General features: G+C 60.3%; 17 protein-coding genes. 11 read left to right on the forward strand and 6 right to left on the reverse strand.

What is annotated here, in order from left to right:
- Positions 1-37 precede the first annotated feature (37 nt).
- Positions 38-1,549 carry an acetyl-CoA hydrolase/transferase family protein gene (locus AC1L6K_RS18145; protein ID WP_480950226.1) on the reverse strand — a complete coding sequence of 504 codons (1,512 nt, stop codon included), beginning with the start codon at positions 1,547-1,549 and terminating at the stop codon, positions 38-40.
- A 298-nt stretch (positions 1,550-1,847) separates the two neighbouring features.
- On the opposite strand from AC1L6K_RS18145, the gene AC1L6K_RS18150 reads away from it, so the two are divergent.
- Positions 1,848-2,405 carry a hypothetical protein gene (locus tag AC1L6K_RS18150; protein WP_480950227.1) on the forward strand — a complete coding sequence of 186 codons (558 nt, stop codon included), beginning with the start codon at positions 1,848-1,850 and terminating at the stop codon, positions 2,403-2,405.
- 96 nt (positions 2,406-2,501) lie between these two features.
- Here AC1L6K_RS18150 and AC1L6K_RS18155 read toward each other — a convergent pair whose 3' ends face one another.
- On the reverse strand, positions 2,502-2,867 hold the full coding sequence (locus AC1L6K_RS18155) for a DoxX family protein (RefSeq protein ID WP_480950228.1): 366 nt from the start codon (positions 2,865-2,867) through the stop codon (positions 2,502-2,504).
- Positions 2,868-3,029: 162 nt separating this feature from the next.
- On the opposite strand from AC1L6K_RS18155, the gene AC1L6K_RS18160 reads away from it, so the two are divergent.
- The 3 genes from AC1L6K_RS18160 (at position 3,030) to AC1L6K_RS18170 (ending at position 4,464) form a co-directional block, all read left to right on the forward strand.
- Positions 3,030-3,395 carry a hypothetical protein gene (locus tag AC1L6K_RS18160; RefSeq protein ID WP_480950229.1) on the forward strand — a complete coding sequence of 122 codons (366 nt, stop codon included), beginning with the start codon at positions 3,030-3,032 and terminating at the stop codon, positions 3,393-3,395.
- Between the two features lie 66 nt (positions 3,396-3,461).
- Entirely contained in the window at positions 3,462-3,848 is a 387-nt protein-coding gene (locus AC1L6K_RS18165; protein WP_480950230.1) for a hypothetical protein, read from the forward strand.
- A gap of 220 nt (positions 3,849-4,068) precedes the next feature.
- Entirely contained in the window at positions 4,069-4,464 is a 396-nt protein-coding gene (locus AC1L6K_RS18170) for a hypothetical protein (protein WP_480950231.1), read from the forward strand.
- Here the strand turns inward: AC1L6K_RS18170 and AC1L6K_RS18175 are convergent.
- The 3 genes from AC1L6K_RS18175 to AC1L6K_RS18185 form a co-directional block, all read right to left on the reverse strand.
- Positions 4,433-5,416, reverse strand: a complete 984-nt coding sequence (locus tag AC1L6K_RS18175; protein WP_480950232.1) for a DNA-methyltransferase — start codon at positions 5,414-5,416, stop codon at positions 4,433-4,435. The genes AC1L6K_RS18170 and AC1L6K_RS18175 overlap by 32 nt on opposite strands.
- 128 nt (positions 5,417-5,544) lie before the next feature.
- Positions 5,545-6,060, reverse strand: coding sequence for a hypothetical protein (locus tag AC1L6K_RS18180; RefSeq protein WP_480950233.1), 516 nt, complete (start codon positions 6,058-6,060; stop codon positions 5,545-5,547).
- A gap of 108 nt (positions 6,061-6,168) precedes the next feature.
- A complete protein-coding gene (locus AC1L6K_RS18185) occupies positions 6,169-6,972 on the reverse strand; it encodes a pullulanase X25 domain-containing protein (protein WP_480950234.1) in 804 nt (267 codons plus the stop codon).
- Positions 6,973-7,408: 436 nt separating this feature from the next.
- On the opposite strand from AC1L6K_RS18185, the gene AC1L6K_RS18190 reads away from it, so the two are divergent.
- From AC1L6K_RS18190 to AC1L6K_RS18220, 7 genes are all read left to right on the forward strand, one after another.
- On the forward strand, positions 7,409-7,834 hold the full coding sequence (locus tag AC1L6K_RS18190) for a (deoxy)nucleoside triphosphate pyrophosphohydrolase (RefSeq protein ID WP_480950235.1): 426 nt from the start codon (positions 7,409-7,411) through the stop codon (positions 7,832-7,834).
- Positions 7,831-10,737 carry a DEAD/DEAH box helicase gene (locus AC1L6K_RS18195; RefSeq protein WP_480950236.1) on the forward strand — a complete coding sequence of 969 codons (2,907 nt, stop codon included), beginning with the start codon at positions 7,831-7,833 and terminating at the stop codon, positions 10,735-10,737. Before AC1L6K_RS18190 ends, AC1L6K_RS18195 begins: the two co-directional genes overlap by 4 nt.
- Positions 10,738-10,805: 68 nt before the next feature.
- Positions 10,806-12,461 carry an NERD domain-containing protein gene (locus AC1L6K_RS18200; RefSeq protein WP_480950237.1) on the forward strand — a complete coding sequence of 552 codons (1,656 nt, stop codon included), beginning with the start codon at positions 10,806-10,808 and terminating at the stop codon, positions 12,459-12,461.
- 74 nt (positions 12,462-12,535) lie between these two features.
- A complete protein-coding gene (locus AC1L6K_RS18205; protein WP_480950238.1) occupies positions 12,536-13,606 on the forward strand; it encodes a hypothetical protein in 1,071 nt (356 codons plus the stop codon).
- A 137-nt stretch (positions 13,607-13,743) separates the two neighbouring features.
- A complete protein-coding gene (locus AC1L6K_RS18210; protein ID WP_480950239.1) occupies positions 13,744-16,254 on the forward strand; it encodes a sigma-70 family RNA polymerase sigma factor in 2,511 nt (836 codons plus the stop codon).
- Positions 16,255-16,368: 114 nt separating this feature from the next.
- Complete coding sequence (locus AC1L6K_RS18215; protein ID WP_480950240.1) at positions 16,369-16,845, forward strand: DUF6941 family protein; 477 nt, start codon at positions 16,369-16,371, stop codon at positions 16,843-16,845.
- A gap of 171 nt (positions 16,846-17,016) precedes the next feature.
- On the forward strand, positions 17,017-17,184 hold the full coding sequence (locus tag AC1L6K_RS18220) for a hypothetical protein (protein ID WP_480950241.1): 168 nt from the start codon (positions 17,017-17,019) through the stop codon (positions 17,182-17,184).
- 10 nt (positions 17,185-17,194) lie between these two features.
- Here AC1L6K_RS18220 and AC1L6K_RS18225 read toward each other — a convergent pair whose 3' ends face one another.
- On the reverse strand, positions 17,195-18,373 hold the full coding sequence (locus tag AC1L6K_RS18225; RefSeq protein WP_480950242.1) for an ROK family protein: 1,179 nt from the start codon (positions 18,371-18,373) through the stop codon (positions 17,195-17,197).
- Positions 18,374-18,526: the final 153 nt, after the last annotated feature.

Below are 18,526 nucleotides of genomic sequence, written 5' to 3' on the forward strand. Positions count from 1 at the left end.
ACGGGTCGAGGGCCCACGGGTTCGGTCACCGCAAAAGCTACGGCCGCATGTCGCCGGTTTCAATGTAGCGCTGGTGCCAGGAGAGGGCCTCGCCCATCAGGTGCGGGGTGTGCTTGCCGTAGGAGTCACGCAATGCACGCTCGAAGTAGTCCTCGAGCATCGGCTTGTAGTCCGGGTGTGCACACTTCTCGGTGATGAGGCGGGCGCGCTGCTTCGGTGCTAGGCCGCGCAGGTCGGCCAGGCCCTGTTCGGTGATGATGAGCATGGTGTCGTGCTCGGTGTGGTCGACGTGGCTGGCCATCGGCACAATCGCGGAGATCCGCCCGTCCTTGGCGGTGGACGGGGACATGAAGGCGCTGAGGAAGCCGTTGCGGGCGAAGTCGCCGGAGCCGCCGATGCCGTTCATGACGTGCGAGCCCACCACGTGCGTGGAGTTCACATTGCCGTAGATGTCGGCTTCGATCATGCCGTTCAGCGCGATGCAGCCCAGGCGGCGGATCAGTTCGGGGTGGTTGGAGATTTCCTGGGTGCGCAGCAGGATGCGGCTGCGGTAGAAGTCAACGTTGCGGTTGAACTCCTCAATGCCTGCCTCGGACAGGGAGAAGGAGGTGGCGGAGGCGAACTCGATGGTGCCGTCCTTGATCAGGTCCAGCATGCCGTCCTGGATGACCTCGGTGTAAGCCTTGAGTCCGCGGTAGCCGCCGCGGGAGAGTCCTGCCAGCACGGCGTTGGCGATGTTGCCCACGCCCGACTGCAGCGGCAGGAGCTTGTCTGTCAGGCGCCCCGTCTTGATTTCACCGTCCAGGAAATCAAGCAAATGTGAGGCGATCTGGTTGGAGGCAGCGTCCGGCTCGGCAAAGGCGGAGAGCCTGTCGGGTGCGTCGGTCTCCACCACGGCGATGACCTTATTAACGTCAACGTTCAGGTACGGCTGGCCAATGCGGTCTTCAGGCGCCGTCAACTCGACAGGCTTGCGGTGCGGCGGCAGGGCGGTGCCGTAGTACACGTCATGCATGCCTTCCAGTGCCGCCGACTGCTGCGTGTTCACCTCAAGAATCACGGCGTCGGCCATGTCCAGCCAGGTCTTGTTGTTGCCCACCGACGACGAGGGAATCAGCGAGCCGTCCTCCCGGATCCCCACCACCTCGATGATGGCGATGTTGATGCCGCCATAGAAACCGAACCAGGTGTGCTGGGCCACGTGGCTGAGGTGGATGTCCATGTAGTCAAGTTCGCCGTCGTTGATCCGCTTGCGCAGCGCCGGGTCGGACATGTACGGCAGGCGCAGCTCCATGCCGCCAACCTTGGCCAGGACGCCGTCGAGCTCGGGGGCCGTGGACGCGCCTGTGAGGACCTTGATCTTGAACGATTCGCCCTGTGCGTGCGCGGTTTCCATCTGGGCTGCGAGCGCCTGCGGGACGGCCTTGGGGTACCCGGCACCGGTGAAGCCGCTCATGGCAACAGTCATGCCCGGCTTGATCAGCGCGGCTGCCGCCTCGGCAGACATGCGTTTCTCCAACAATCCAGCGTGGCGGATACGATCGTGCACAACGGCCCTCTTTCAAAACTTTTCCCGAGACATCCGGCAATGTCACCCACACCACTATAGGGCGGTGACGCAGAATACACCCAGCCGGGCGTCCCGTCCATAGTTTTCAACAAGATTATGCACGACGGCGGCACGCACCTTTGCAGCGCCAGGGCACCTGGCGCCGTGGCCGGCAGGCGACGCACCCCCAGCCGGCCGGTCGCAAGACCACTCTCCGGGAGGAACCAACACAACTACACTGGACAGGAACACGGCATTGCACGGCCCCACCGTGACAACGGCAAAGGACGGCCCCGAAATGAGGGAATGGTTGTGGCGGTACAGGACAGCCGCCATCCCGCTTGCCATAGTCCTTGGCGCTACGGCGGGATTCCTCGCCTATCTCGCCAGCGGGACCGACTGGCCGCCTGCCCTCTTTATGGTCGTGTTCAATGCGTTGTGGTGGACGGGCCTCTTCTACTTCAATGCGAGGACTGCCCGAAAACGGAGGAATTCCCTGGAAGCGCGTGGCATCATCGCATTCATCCGCTATCCAGGATCGCGACCGGGATCATTGGACGACGCATGGGCCTTCGGCACCGCCGAATGCCAGTCTCGGAAGATCATCTTCCAAGAAATCATGTCCGGCACTGACGTGTCATTGGGAAAGCCAGTAAGGCTGGATGTCGTCTCCGTTGCCGGCAGGCGGGGGCCCAGCGGCCATGGCACCAGCGGCCACAGGCCGGCGAACCTTTTGCCCCCGGGGCTAAATGTGCTGACACTTGCCTTGGTCCGCGGGAACGTGGAGATTGCCGCAGAACCCTCGGCCCTTGCCCGGATGGAGCAGGAAGTTTTTCGGCCTGACCCGGCGGCTTGACGTGCTCCTGTGGATCAAAAAGCTGCTGGGGTGCCACCGTCCAGGGCATGCTTGGGCCATCCGTTCGTCAGCCTGTGCACCGGAACAGCCCAGGGGTCAGCCTCGGGGCGCCGCCAGCCACACTGCGGCGGCGGCAAGAATGAATAAGACGATGTTCAGGCCGATCTGGCGGCCTTCACCCCGGAACAGATGAAGGCCGATCGCGCCGATCTGCAGTAGCGCGAGCCCGGCGGCTGCGGCAATGGCCAGCCAAGGGTGGATGCCAGTCAGTGGAGGCAGGATCAGGCCGATGGCGCCGAGGATCTCAAGTGTGCCGATGGTTCTGACAGCCACCATCGGCGCCTGGCCCACCCACCGCATAACCGATTTCAGCTGCGTCTGGGTCCGAACGAGCTTCATACCTCCGGAGTAGAAGTACACGAAGGCAAGCAGCCCCGCGATAATCCAGTAAGCGATGGGCATACGGCTCCCATTCAATAGACACCATTTCCATGTGAGCCCATCATGCGTCAACGTGGAAGCCGCGGCAAGGCGCGGCCCCCTGCTTTGCTGGGTGCGCGCTACGGGGCCGCGCTCCAGCACAACGAACTCATGATCCCCAGCCGATGCTGGTAGAAATAGAGCATGACTGATACTTCCAGCCACCCGGCTGCACACGGCGAGCACCTGCAGCCAGAACGTTCACAGCTGGTTGGGACAGTGGTTTCGCTCATTGCGTGGCTGGTGGTGGCGCTGCCGATCATCCTGATGTCCGTCATAATCTTCGCCGAGGTCATGAGGCCTGACCGCGGAATGTGGGACCCCCGCAACATCGCCCTCATGCTCATCGGCGCCGTCCTGATGTTCGCCATGATCGCGTTCCCGCACTTCCTGGGCCAGGCCGTCAGGTTCCGCGAACGCGCCATGTGGCGGTCGGCCACCATCACCGGCGTACCCACCGTCTGCGTCGTCCTGTATTTCGTGTTTCGCTGGGTTACCAACCTTGGCTAGGGACTAAGCCCCACAGGTCCACGGCAACCCCGCCACGGTAAATTCCGCCAGTCTCTTGAGGTCTCAATGTCATATCCCAATCAGCAGCCGCCGGTGCCCCCATACCAGCCCGTGCCCCGCATGCCACCAGCGCCGGTCAGCAAGGGTCGAAGCTTCATCTGGATCATCCTTATTGCCCTGGCAGGGTGGGCGCTGTTCGCCGTTCCAGCCCTCTGGCTCTTCTTTTCCTCATTGTTCAGCATGGGCACGGGCCCAGGTCTGGGCGGCGGCCGCCCGGGAGCGCAAACTTTCGTTGTCTTCAGCCTTCTGTCTGTTCTCTGCATGCTCTCCTCTCCCATCCTGCTGGGCTGCGCCACCACGTTCCGTCTGAAGAGCTTGTGGATCGTCGGCATCATCACCGTGATACCTGCACTTGTCGGGGCCGCAATCATTTACTTGAACCCCTACTTCTGAGCCAGCAGATGGCCTGCCCCGCGCCGCGACAAGGCCAGTATCATCACAGGCATCGGCCACTGTCGCACCAGCGTCCCAAACCGGCTCCTGACATGGGTCACGGGCGTTCCGTCCGTGCTCGCCGCGGGAATCCTGTACCTGACCATGTTCAACGGGGCCCGTTCATGACCGTCACGACCTAACACAGCCCACTTTCAGCACGGCATGCCAGAATATTTCCATGCCCCGTCCCCACCGCGAGATCCCGTCCCAGCGACTGGCGGTCTCAGTTGTCCAAACGCCCAAGCCTGCAGCCAAGCCCCACCGCAAGGTGTGGTGGGCCGTTGGCATCACGCTTGCAGGGTGGGCGGTGCTGGCCTACCCGGTGGTTTTGCTGGGGCTGCTCTCATTCATCGTCCTGACAGGGACGTACGACGGCACCGTGACCGCGGGCAGCGTGGCCGTGGGCCTAGTTGGCTTCCTGGCCACGCTGGCCATGGTTGCGTTTCCGCTGCTGTTGGGTCTTGCCGTGAAAGCACGACGCCGGTCCCTTTGGGTCGCGGCGACTCTCACGGGCGCGCTGTCCGTCGCCGCCTGCATCTACCTCACGGTCGAGTGGCTGATCCCGCTGGGCTGACACACGGGACTGACCCGGCCCCGGGGTCACCCGGCAGCTCAACTGATTTAACGCCGTCGTGCTTAATAAAGGTGGTTGCCTCGGGGTCGAGCCGGGTCCGCATGACCTCGATGGCCTCGGGGTTCTGGTCGACCAGTACGAAGCGGCGGTCCAGCTCCAGTGCGGCGGCGCCTGTGGTGCCGCTGCCGCCGAAGAAGTCGAGCACCCAGTCGCCGCGCTCGGTGCTGGCCTGGATGATGCGGCGCAGGATGCCGAGCGGTTTTTGGGTGGGGTACCCGGTCTTCTCCCTGCCATTGGGTGAGACGATCGTGTGCCACCAGGTGTCGGTGGGCAGTTTGCCGAGCGCCACTTTTTCGGGCGTGACCAGCCCGGGCGCCATATACGGTTCGCGGTCGACCTCGGCGCTGTTGAAGTAGTACGTTTTGGGGTTTTTGACGTAGACGAGGATGTTGTCGTGCTTGGCGGGCCACTTCTTTTTGGAGCGGGCGCCGTAGTCGTAGGCCCAGATGATCTCATTGAGGAAGCTTTCGCGGCCGAAGAGTGCGTCGAGCAGGACCTTGGCGTAGTGGACCTCGCGGTAGTCGAGGTGGAGGTAAAGGGTGCCGTCGTCGGCGAGCAGGCGCCAGGCCTCCTCGAGCCGGGGTTCCAGGAATTCCCAGTAGTCGCCGAACGAGTCGTTGTAGCTCAGGGCCAAGCCCTTGATGGTGTCGTAGCTGCGACCCTTGAAACCCACACGCGAGCCGGTTTCGCTGCGCACATTCGTCATGTTTTGGCGCGTCTGGACCTTGCCGGTGTTGAAAGGCGGGTCGATGTAGATCAGCCGGAAACTCTCATCAGGGAGTGTCCCGAGGAAGCTGAGGTTGTCCCCTTCGACGACGAGGTTTTTTCCCTCCGGATGCCAGGGTGTTGCAGGGGCAGTGCCCAAGGGGGAATCGATCGCATCCGTTGTCATGCTTCAAGGCTAGCGGGGCTGCTTGCAGGGCAGAAACCGGCGCGGCTATCAGTCTTCCCCCAGGACGACACCGAGCACTCCCTGGCACCGCAGGCGCCAGCCTGGGTCGGCATGCCCGGAGGTGACGGCTAGCCTTCGTCCAGGCTGCAGACTTCATCCGACACCTCGGCGGTGATGAAAAGACTCGTGGTGCCTTTCGATGAAATGCGAAGTGTGGCGCCGTGGCCATCTTCTGCACTGATGCCTGTCCAACCACCAGGGATTTTGTCTTCCTTGGTGATTGCGGGGAAGTCGGCATCTTCAAGAGTGCTGGCAATCGTTTCCATGACAGGCTTCCATCCGTCGGCCAGACTCCTCAAATCATTGTCCGATTCAACGCGGCCGGTATACAGAACGCACCGGCCTGGCGTGTAGTCGTGGACGGTGGGGGTGTCCCCTTCATGTGCAGCCAGCTCAAGGCCGGGATAAACAGAGTTCAGAACGTCACTGATACCAGCGGTCAGCTGCTCGTATCGAGGCGCGGCTTCAGCCGCGGGCAGCCGCTCCGGCGCAGGTCGCGCCACGAATGCGCACCCGGAAAGACCAACCAACAAAGCGAGCACCGCCGTTGCCGATAACCCACGTTTGACTACACAATTCACCATCTGCCAAGCCTATCTGCGGGCTGTCAGTTGGCCATGGGCAGAAGTATCCACTGGCGTTGCCCAGTCTGGGTTTGAAGCGACTCTCCACCCAAGTCGAAGTGCCGGCGCCTACGCCCCGCGCAGCACGTCCTTTGTGGCGTGGTCGTAATGGAAGGTGACCGGCCCGCCGTCGTGTGTGAACTCGTGGTTGGCACCGCCCAGGACGCCGAAGGCGCCGTAGTTTTCATCCCACGAACCGTTCAGTACAGCCTTGTAGCTGTACTTTCCGGCGGGCAGCTCGGCGGTAAGCAGCCAGGTCCCGCTCTTCTGCAGGGACATCTGGAGGCTGCTGTGCGCAGGGTCCCAGTTTTTCGCTCCGAGAGCTTCGCCAAACGTCCCGGCCAGAGCCACCGATGCGGGCTGGTCTGCCTGTATGACGGTGGACTCTTTTGCTTGCTTGTCAGCGGCGGTGGCGGTTGTCTTGGTTGACGCCTTCTTGGCGACGGGCTTCTTGACTTCAGTCTTGCTGGCGGCCTTTTTGGCGGGGGCCTTGGCTGCTGGTTTTTCAGCTGGCTGTTCCGGCAGCGGGGTGCCAGCCGGGATCAAGGTGCCGCTGCTCAGTGCGTCGACAAGCTTTTCGACAGAGTTAAAGGCAACGGTTGCCCGCAGCCCATTTTCCGTGATTTCCCAGCCGCTGCGGCCCTTCGTCATCCAACCGGCCTTGACCAGATCTGCTGTGGACTTCGTCAGGTTCTTATGTCCGCGGGGAATGCCGCCGCTGAGAAGTTCTGATTCTTCCTTCGTGAAGGGGATGCGCTTGGCAGCTTCCGCCAGTACCTCTCCCCCGTTGGGCTTCTCATCCAGCCACGATCCGGCGGCCATGATGTCAAGGACTTCTTTGAGTCGGCGGTTGGTATTGTCACGAATGGTCACGGCTGATCTCCTATGGAAGCGGGGTACATGTCCACTCTGGCACGGAGAAGAGTTACGCGACAGTAGATGACGCAACGCAGTGACAGATTTAAAATTCAACTGACATCTAATCCATACGGATCCCTCAGATCACAGTGAACGCGGTAGAGGAATCTGGCGACGGCCCCCGACTTTCACAGGGCACCGGCTCCCAGAAAATCTGTTGATCGGCTTCGTACCAGTACGATCGGAAGACTAACTCTCCGTGCTGTACAGCTGGTCTTAAGCCATCCGAGGCCCTGAAGGCATGGCGCGGTGTGCACATCCGCAAAAGGTGTCAGATGGTCCAGTGAATATGGCACACAAGTTTGCCTGCGTCATGCGACCCCGTGGACTGAGCTCAGCGGATTCCACAGTTCGGATTCGGCACTCGTCGAGACTGCTAGCCTGGTCGATTATGACGAGTCTCGATTCCCAACCCAAAACCAAGAAGCGCATCCACGTTGTTGGAGCAGTTTTAGTCGACGGTGATACCGTCCTGGCAGCGCAACGTGGCAAGTCCATGTCGCTCGCTGGCATGTGGGAGTTCCCTGGCGGCAAGATCGAGCCTGGAGAGTCTCCCCAAGAGGCCCTGCAGCGGGAACTCAAGGAAGAGCTTTTGTGCACTGCCGAGATTGGCGATCATCTCGAGACAACCGAGTACGAATACGATTTTGGCATCGTCATCCTGGCGACCTATGTTTGTCGCCTGTTGGTAGGCGTCCCCCAGCTAACTGAGCATGACGACATCCGCTGGGTTCCTGTACCCGACCTACCATCGCTGGACTGGGCACCCGCTGATATACCTGCTGTCGATCGGCTTGTACGGGAACACGGCAAATGAGCTTCGGATTCGCCAGCGTCGTTCAGGCTGACACCGCATTCGGATTCATCGACGCCACTACAGAATCAAATCAACTGTTCCATCCGGTTCTCATTTCCAATGAGGATGAGAATACGATGCTGCGCGCCATTCGCCAGGAACTGCAACGTTCCAAGCACTTCGTCATCTCTGTCGCATTTATTACTACGGGATCCATCGCACTGTTAAAGCAGGCGCTCCTTGATTTCCAAGGAACCGGAGTCATCGTTACGTCGACTTATCTGGATTTTAATTCCCCGGACATGTTCCGGGAGCTGCTCACCCTCGACAACGTCGATGTGTTCATTCATCCCGGCACCTCCGGCGGATTTCACGCCAAAGGCTACGTATTCAACCAAGAGGACGCTACGACGGCCATCGTCGGAAGTTCCAATCTCACTTCCAGGGCCTTGCTTCAAAACTTGGAATGGAACCTCCGATTTTCCGCACTGCCGGGCGGTGACATCGTTGAGCAGCTCCATGACGCCATTGAACGGCAAGTGGATGCTTCTCGGAAACTCACGGCATCCTGGATTGATGAGTACGAAGAAGCGTATGTCCAGAATTCACGAACTCTGGTTGAGGACCACCCGCCTGCACTGGATCCCGATGCCTTGGTGCCCGCGCAAAAGATCTACCCAAACGTCATGCAGATTGAGGCCCTGGAGGCCATAAACGAAGTTCGAGCGTCGGGCGAATGCAGAGCAGTTGTAATTTCAGCTACCGGTACGGGCAAAACAATCCTCGCGGCATTGGATGTTCGAGACGTCAACCCCAAGCGAATGCTCTTTGTGGTCCATAGGGAACAGATCCTCGACCGCGCCATGGAAGAGTTTGGACGAGTACTCCAAGTCCATCCCCGCAACTTCGGCAAATTTGTAGGTCCTCGGCGAGAGATAGAGTGTCAGTACGTCTTCGCGACCATCCAGTCCCTGTCCAAGACTGCAGTCCTGGAAACAATCGACAAGGAGCATTTCGACTACATCTTGATTGATGAGGTCCATCGCGCTGGCGCAGGGAGCTACCGACGTCTAATCGACTGGTTCCAGCCAGATTTCCTGCTGGGACTCACAGCCACGCCGGAGCGGACCGATGATTTCAACGTCTTCGAACTGTTCGACTACAACGTTCCGTACGAGATTCGGTTACAGGCTGCACTTGAAGCTGAGATGCTGGTGCCGTTCCATTACTACGGTGTGACCGACTACGTTGATTCTGGCGGCACAACAGTCGACGAGACATCGAACCTTGCCCGTCTGGTGGCGCCCGAACGCGTTTCCTACCTCGTGCAGGCGATCAAAACTTATGGCCACGTCGGTCCTACTCGAGGGCTAATGTTCTGTAGCCGCCGTGACGAGGCATTTGAGCTCTCCCGCCTGCTGAATGACTCTTTCGTCAATGGCGCAAAACTCCGAACGCAAGTCCTGACTGGCACGGACTCCATCGAAGTCCGGAACAACACTGTCAATCGCCTCGAATCGGGGGAACTCGATTACATCTTGACGGTTGATATCTTCAATGAAGGCATCGACATACCGTCGGTCAACCAAGTGGTCATGTTGAGGCAAACCAAGTCAAGCATCATTTTCACACAGCAGCTCGGACGTGGACTGCGCAAGGCGCCCGGCAAAGACCACCTTCGTGTCATTGACTTTATTGGAAACTATGCGAACAATTTCCTCATTCCGATTGCGCTAATTGGCGACAGTTCACTGAACAAGGATGTCATCCGTAAAAAGTTGATAAACGCTGACCAAGCTGGCACCATATCGGGTCTTTCCAGCGTCAACTTTGACGAAATTGCACGCAAACGTGTCCTGCAGTCGTTGGCAAACACCTCTCTGGACAGCATGGCCAACATTAAGGCAGCCTTCAATGCGCTGAAGCATCGGCTTGGGCGCCCGCCCCTGCTGCTCGACTTCGCCCGCTTCGACAGTGCCGATCCAGTTGTCGTGGCCACAAAGAGCAAAAACTATTGGATCCTGCAGAATAAGCTAAAAGCGGAACTCGTCGTTCCCTCCGAACCAGAAGCGGCGCTCCTCAGTTTTCTGTCAACCGAAATTCTCAATGGAAAGCGTGCGCACGAGCTCTTGCTGCTCCAACGTGTACTGTCGAGCGGAAGTTTCAGCCGAGATGAGTACCGTGATCTGCTGGCGTCACAGGGGTGTGCCCACGACGACAAGACCATCGATTCAGTTCAGCGCATTTTTTCTCTCGAATTCTTCACCGCACTGGAACTGAAAAGGTACGGCAATGAGCCAATCATCGTATTCGCGGACGGCTCCTTCAGCTTGTCCGAACACATCCGTGCCTTGATGGAAAAATCCCCGCTGCTTCAAAAACATGTCGATGATGTTGTAGCCACAGGGCTTTATCTGTCCCGCCACCGTTACCAGCGATCAGGACGGCTGGAAGTCGGCAAGATGTACTCACGCAAAGACGTTTGCCGTCTGCTCAACTGGAAGTCCAATGAATACAGCACCATGTACGGCTACAAGGTGGATGAGTTTTCACAGACGTGCCCGATCTTTGTTACCTACCACAAGGCCGACCACGTATCGGAAAGCACCCGCTACGAGGATGAACTCGTAGACCCGTCAACACTCAAGTGGTTCACGAGGAGCAAACGAACACTCAAGAGTGCCGAGGTTCGTGCCATTGTCGGCGGGGCGGTCCCGCTTCATGTCTTCGTAAAAAAGGACGATGCAGAAGGATCTGACTTCTACTATCTGGGCCAGGCTAGCTCGAGCGATGCTGTGCAGACGACGATGTCCAGCGACAGTGGCAAAGAACTCGATGTAGTCACCATGGACTTGGACTTCGTGAGTCCCATTGACGACGGACTCTTTGAGTACATAGCTGCACCGACCCACCAGACGTCGTAATCGCGCAGCTTAAGGTCCTGACATCGGTAGATTGATAGCAACGTCACCCATCACCGAGAGGACCCACCTTGCGCCTCATTCCACCGGAGCCCGACTTCACTGACGGCCAGCTCGCCGAGAAAGCCGTCTGGGATGTTCTGAAAGTCGAACTGCCAGAAAGCGTGGTACTGACCCACTCCGTTCAAGTGAGGCACGGCCGGGCCGAGCATGAGATCGACATTCTTGTGCTCTGGCCAGGTGTGGGTATTGCTGCCATCGAGGTCAAGGGTGGCCTCGTCAGCAATGAAAACGGCCAGTGGTTCCAGTCGGACAGGGCAGCTGGCAAGCGCAAACTTCAGGATCCGCTTGCCCAATCGCAGGGCTCCGCGCACGCTTTGAAAGACTGGCTGGCCGACCAGATGGGTTCCCTGTTGACGAGCCGCTTCGTCTACATGGCTGCCTTCCCCTATTCCGCCATGTCTCAGGAATGGGTCAAATCAGGCAACCCACGGGCGCTCTTTCTAGACAAAGACAACCTCAAGAATCCAGCTGATAAAATTCGGCACGCGATCGAGAGCGAAGGCGGCGGAACTGTACCCTTGGCGCCGTCGTTCTTGGAAAGAATCCTGCCCCACCTTGAGGGGAGCTTGGAGCAACCCGACGGGGATGCTGCGGGCCATGAGGAGGACGAGGTTGTCCAGGACCACCTGACTGAGCGGCAGGCCGTTTTACTATCCGCAACGCGGTCTCTTCCCCGCATCAGATTCACCGGCGGCGCAGGCAGCGGCAAGACGTGGCTGGCCGTGCAGAAAGCACGGGAGCTGTGCAAGGACGGCAAGAATGTGGGCTTGTTCTGTTATAACCAGGGCTTAGGAATGCATCTGGCGAGTCAGGTGTCGAAGTGGCGCAGCGCCAAGCCAGGTTTCACGGGCGAATTCCACGAGTACGTGCTCTCGCTGGGCGTTCCTGAAGGCATTGGCCAGAAGTACTTTGACGTTGAGATGCCCAGGCTGCTCAGGGAACTGGCGGCAGACATGCCGCACCATGAAAAGTTTGACGCGATCATCGTGGACGAGGCTCAGGACTTTGCACCGAGTTGGTGGGAGGCCCTTCGGGCATGTTTGAAGGAACCGGATGAGTCCGCGATCTACGCGTTTATGGATGACCGGCAGGATGTCTACAAACGCTGGGATTCAGCCAAGGCGCTCCAGGACCTGACTACGATCCACGTCGACGATAACCTCCGCAACACCAAAAAGATTGCCGAGACGTTCAAAAGCTTTGCCGGTGACTGTTTCACGCCGCGAGGCAGCACCGGTCTGGCCGTTCGCCGGGTGGAATGCTCTCCGGAGGAGGCCATGGACGTGGCCAGTGACTGCGTAGACGCACTAATCGCCGATGGCTGGGACAACAACCAGATTGCCTTGTTAACCACTAAATCCAGGCACCCGATCCATCAGGAACACTTCGATAGTCACACCATCGACGAGTACTGGCGGGAATTCCATGCCAACGAGACCGAGTTCTACGGACACGTTCTGGGCTTCAAGGGCTTGGAGCGCTCGGTGGTGATTCTCTGCGTTGACGGTTTCCGCGACATGGACCGCGCGGCCGAACGGCTGTACGTGGGACTCTCGCGTGCGCGCACATTGCCTGTGGTTGTGGGCGACTCCGAACAGCTGCGCGAGACCGGGGGCAACCAACTGGATCTGGCACTTTCGCGGGCGCAGCCGTGGCGCCCCTAATGGCGCGCCGCACGGTGCTGGCCGCGGCGGGGCTCGCAAGCCTGGCCCTGGCTGGCTGCACCAGAGATGCTCAAGTGACGAACCCTCCCTCTGGAGCGGCACCCCAGCCTTCGGCGAGCACTGGACCCCGCGCCAGCAATCCGCCGTCGAACTCTTCTTTTCTACTGGCGACACTGGCACACAGTGATGGGATCGCCCGGATCAATCCCGAGAACCAGGATCCGGGCGCCGTTGAGTTTCTGACGGTGGGTGCGGCTCCGTGGGGCATCGGTGCCCATGCGCCGGGCAATGCCGCGTATGTAGCGACGGCGGAAGGCCTCGCGGTAGTGGATCTGGCGACGTTCACGCGGCGGTCCCTTGTTCCGTACCTGCACCCGGCGCCGCGCATCACCCAAGGCGAGTACCGGCCGGGCGGTTTGGGGCTCGCGGTGGCACCCGACGGGTCCGCGGTATATGTCGCCGTTGGCACCGATGTGCAGACGACGCACCTAGAAGTGTATGACGTTCAGCGCGGGACATTCACCGGGTCCGTGCAGGTGGGCTGGCGGCCGTTCGACGTTGTGGTGGCGCCCGACGGTTCGTGGGTGGCGACGATTGACCACGACAGTTTCACCGTCACGGTGGTGGATCCGGCTTCCCTGCGTGCGACGACGACCGAGATTGCGCCGTTCGGCACAGAGGGCGGCCTGGCGTCGTGGGAGAAGATCCACTATGCCGCCGTCGACACCGACGGGACGATCCTGTTGCCGGTGCAGGGCAAGGTGGTGGTGCGATTGGATCCTGCGACGGGTGAGACAAGCACTGTGCCGAGTGTCGCAAACTCCCACTCCCACGGCACGGCACTGGCCGGCCGGCTTCTGCTCACCGTGGGGACTGGCTCCTTCGGCAATGCGACCGGGAACCCGAACCTATCCGTGCTCAATTTGGACACAGGCGAGGAGCGGATCGCGCCGCTTGATGTGCCGCATGAAACCGTCGTGGCGTGGGCTTCGGATTCCGAGGACGAGTGGGCGGTTGCTGCCGGCGGCAACACCCGCGATCAGGGCTGGAACGGTCTCACGTTTGTGCGACTGTCCAACTTCGAGCAACGGCGGCTGGACATCCCCGGGTATCCGCAGGTTGTGGTTTCGTACAGCGGCACATAGTGGACGTGTGGCCGCGTCATGATTCCGCACATTCGGCTGTTCACCTAAAGTTTTGTAACTCCATTGAATGTCAGACCCCCTCCCTATCCTGAGATCACCATCACACGCCGGTGGTCGCTGCAGGAAAAGGGGACATTATGTCGCAGGTAACTGACACACCAATTGAGAATCACGCCGTCGTTCTTCAAAGCAGTTTGTCGCCCGTCTCCAACAACATTCCCGCTGCGGCCGACTACGACTTCCTTTACCCGTGGCAGCAGGAAGCCCTCGACGCCTGGCACGACAATGCCCGCCGCGGTGTCATCGAGGCTGTGACCGGTTCCGGCAAGACCCGCCTTGGTGTCGCCGCTGCCCATGAGGCAGTTCGGCAAGGCATCAAGGTGCTGATCCTGGTGCCCACCGCTGAGCTCCAGCGCCAATGGCTCGCCACGTTGAACCGCGACTTTCCCGCCGCTTCCACGGGTTCTCTCGGCAATGGTCGGACTGACTCACTGGACGATGTGGACGTACTGGTCGCCATCGTCCACTCGGCCGCCACACACCAGACTCTGCGGGCGCACAAAGCCGGGCTGCTGATTGCCGATGAGTGCCACCGCTACGCCGCACCCCTCTTCGCCGCGGCGCTGGGGCAAGGGTACAACTGGCGCCTCGGCCTGACCGCCACATATGAGAGGACCGACGGCGGCCATGAAGAAACGCTGTCACCCTATTTTGGCGGGGTGGTCTTTAACCTCTGGTACGACAGAGCACTGCGAGATGACGTCATTGCGCCATTCGACATTGCTCTTGTTGGAGTTGAGCTCACACCTTCGGAGCGGACCGAATACGACGAGTACTCAGACGCGATGTCTGAGGCTGCCCGCTATTTGAAGCAATACGCCAACGTGCCACCAACACCGTTCACCGCGTTTATTGCCGCCGTTGCTGCATTGGCGGCTTCTGCTTCTCTCACCGCCGAAACTGGTCTGGCCCGCAAGTATATGAAAGCCATGTCGGCACGGAGGTCGCTTCTGGCCGAAACGAAAACCAAGGGACTGGCCCTGGCCGCTCTGCATGCGCCAGTCGTAGAATCCGGCGGCACCCTGGTCTTCACCCAGACACAAGCATCGGCCCGCAGCGCCCAAGAGATTTGCCGCACGGTAGGGTGCACCGCAACAGCCATCTACAGCGGCATGCGACCAGAGGACCGCAAACAAGGACTCGTTGACTTCAGCAATCGAGACGCCCAAGTGTTGGCAGCGCCGCGCATCTTGGATGAGGGCGTCGACGTTCCCGAGGCAGATCTAGGCATCATCGTTGCCGCCAACGGCAGCCAGCGTCAAATGGTTCAACGGCTGGGCCGCGTGATCCGTAGAAAGAAGGACGGTCGCGTCGGGCGACTAGTTGTTCTGTACGCGATGAACACCGTTGAAGATCCCGCCGTGCAAGGCGAGGAGTTCCTCGGCCGGGTTCTCCCGTTTGCGCGCCGGTACGAGTTCTTTGCAGTCTCAACCGACGTCCAGAAAATTGAGGACTTTCTACGGTACCCCGAACCGGACATCGCTCCTGAAGGGCCAACTGCTGGCGGAGCCGGTGAAGGTGCTGGCGAGCCAGCGCCACGCAACCACGGCCCTGATGTCACACCTGATCGCCCAGCACCGCTCTTTGACCTGCCCGAAGACGACGATGAGCCCGCCGAGCTCCTGACCCGGGTGGTGGGTTTCTCAGACGATATCGTCAGCGACTACCTGAAGAGGATCGGGAAGTTCACTCTTCTCGATGCTGCCGCTGAGGTGGACCTTGGACAAGCCATCGAGGCGGGCTTGATGGCCACCTATAAATTGAAGAATTTGATTTTGAGTTCACGTCGGGAACGCCATGACTTGGAAACTCTGGCGAGATTGGGCGACAGCGCCCGTGAAACCATGGTGAACGCCAATTTGCGCCTTGTCGTTTCCATCGCGAAAAAATACACGGACCGCGGTCTCGACTTCATCGACCTCATCCAAGAAGGAAATCTGGGACTGCTTCATGCAGTCCAGAAATTCGACTACACCTTGGGCAACAAGTTCTCGACCTACGCCACCTGGTGGATCCGTCAGGCAATTACCCGTGCCATTGCCGATCTTGGGCGCACGATCCGTGTACCAGTTCACATGACGGAACTCATCAACAAGTTTCTGACCATGCGGCGACGGCTGACAAGTGATTTGGGGCGGCCAGCCACTCCGGAAGAAATGGCCAAGTACCTTGGTGAATCCCCCGAAAAGGTTGAACAGGTTCTGAACTATGCCAAACCCTTGTTTTCGCTTGATGTACAAGTTTCCAATGGTCGCGGCGGTACGGAATCGCTGTCCGAGCAGATCGTAGATCCTTTTGAAGTCACGGCCCACGAGTACGTCGAACAGGCCGACATGCTGGCGGCAGTGCATGGCGTCCTCGATACCCTCAGCGAACGCGAAGCCGGTGTATTGTCGATGCGCTATGGCCTGCAGGACGGAGTCGCCAAGACCCTTGAAGAAATTGGCCAGGTCTACGGCGTCACCCGGGAACGCATCCGCCAGATTGAATCTACGACGATAAAGGCTCTCAGGGCGCCCGGCCGCTGCGACGCGCTTCGTATCTTTTTGGATGCCCCTGAACCCAAAGCGGAAGTCCATGAAGCCTGAACTCCGTGAGTGTCCGGCGTCGTGCTTCATGGGCAGGACAAGATGTCCATGAGTGCGCCTATGGTTAAGTGACTTGCCGGCGACAACTTTCCTGACAGCTACGGAGGCTTCCGCATGACCGACCTTTCGAGTGCGAGCGCCAACATTTTGATCGCCGATTTCGTCAACATTGATGCGGCCGGCAAGGTCAATGTGATTGGTGGCGGGATCACGTTCCTGGGGTCGGATGCAAAGACGGGCCAGACCGCGCCGTTCTCGCTGTTTGTGAGCGTTTCCGTGAGCATTCCCGCCTTTGATGAGACGCGGGCGGCCGTGGAGGTGCTGCTCGTGGACACGGACGGACGGGCCGTCACGGTTGCCGGTGCGGAGGGACCGAACGTGATGCGGTTCAACCAGTCGGTCGATTTCAGGCACTCCGTGGCTCCCAATGTGCAGCAGCCGCCGATGGGCTTCCCGGGGAGTTCGAACGTGGTGCTCAATTTTCCCGGCGGGTTGCCGCTGCCCGTCGGCGCAACGTATGAATGGGTGGTGCTGCTGGACGGGGCCCGGCTGTCGTCGACCACGTTCTTTGTGCCGGGGACCGTGGGGTAGCTGCCTTGGCGTGGCCTCTGGCTGCACTGAGATCAGGTCTGTTCGACAGCAGCGGACGGTGCGGAGTCCGCCGTCGTACTTGGGAAGGCGAACGGCGCCGAGGGAGCAGACGCCGCCGATTGCGGCGAAAAAGCTCTGGCGGCCCCACCTGCCCGGGGCTAGGGTGTGGATATGCGCAAGAACCCAGATTATGACGACAAGGACCTGATCAACGAGCCCGCGGATCGCGACCCCTTGGCCGAGGTTTACTCGGAAATGGTGACGCCGGACATCGAGGAGATCAACGAGCACGCGGCAACGCTGGCCGCGGAGGACGAGACCGAGTCCGACACGATGTAGACGCGGGCGCTCAGCCGGCCTGGCCCAGGGTGCTGGCGATGCTTGCAGGATCTGCGAGGACCGGGGCGAACGCCAACTGTGCGGCACCGATCATCATCAGGTCCAGGCCAAGCTCGGCACGGGCGAACCTGACGTCGTCCCGCGCGCCTTGAAGCGTTTTGCCCCGCACCCCGGATTCAAGCCGCTCCTTGGCAATCACGTAAAGCGTGCCCAGAAAACCGCCCAGAATGACAAGCTCGGGATTGAAGATGTTCACTGTGCCGCGCAAGGATTCGGCCAGGAAGTCGACCTGGCGGTGCACCAATGCCAGCAGGTCCGGGTCCGGTCCCCCGGGCCGGGCAAACTGGGTTGTCAGCACGTTCTCAAGCTGCTCGCTGTTGGCAGTCTCCAAGCCGACGGCGTCAAGCAGCGCGGATTGCCGGACCTCGGTTTCCAAACATCCATACGCGCCGCAGTAGCAAAGAACCCCGGCAGAATTCACCAGTGAATGCCCAAACTCGCCCGCAAAACCACTGGCGCCCGGAAACTGCAGGCCCCTGATGACGATGCCGCCGCCAATGCCGCTGGCCCCGCCATTGAGGTAGATGTGTTCGCGCGCCCCGCGGCCGGCCCCGAAAGTGCTTTCGGCAACGATTCCGGCGGATGCGTCGTTGGAGGACACCACAGGCAAGCCAAGCGCGTCACTGAGCATGGCCGAAAACGGGACGTTGTGCCAGCCCAGGTGCGGCGCAACAACGACTTCCCCGTCCCAGTCGCGAACCAGGCCGGGCAGGGCGACCCCGACGCCGACCGTGCGGAACGAACTGTCGAGCTCGCCGCGCATGCCCGCCACCACGGCGGTGACAATGTTGACGACTTCCTCCGGCGTCTGCACCCGGGCGGTGTCGTACCGGATCCGTTTGAGCACCTCACCCGACAGGGACACCAGTCCGATGGTGACAGCGTCAATTTCAGGGTTCACGGCGATGGCCACAATGTCCTTGCGGGGAACAATGACAGGGCTCGGCCGGCCGGCATGGTGGGCAGCGCCGGGTTCCTGCTCATCCACAAGGCCCAACTCGACGAGTTCGGCCACGAGCCCGCCGACGGTTGAGCGGTTCAGCCCCGTCAACCGGGTGACGTCGGCGCGGGAGACCCGCCCCTGGACATGGGCGAGCCCCAGCACGAGGACGAGATTGTTGCGCCTCACGTCTTCGAGGTTTCTGCCCCTTGGCCGGGGACCGGGTTGAGCCTGTTCCGTCAACGCCACTCTGTTCACCTCTTTCAATGCCTAAATCCTTCTAAGAATACTGTGCACATCCCGCCTTCACCCCTAGCAACCGGCGCCCCTTGGGTCGCTCTG

This window comes from Specibacter sp. BI4, from assembly GCF_056680095.1.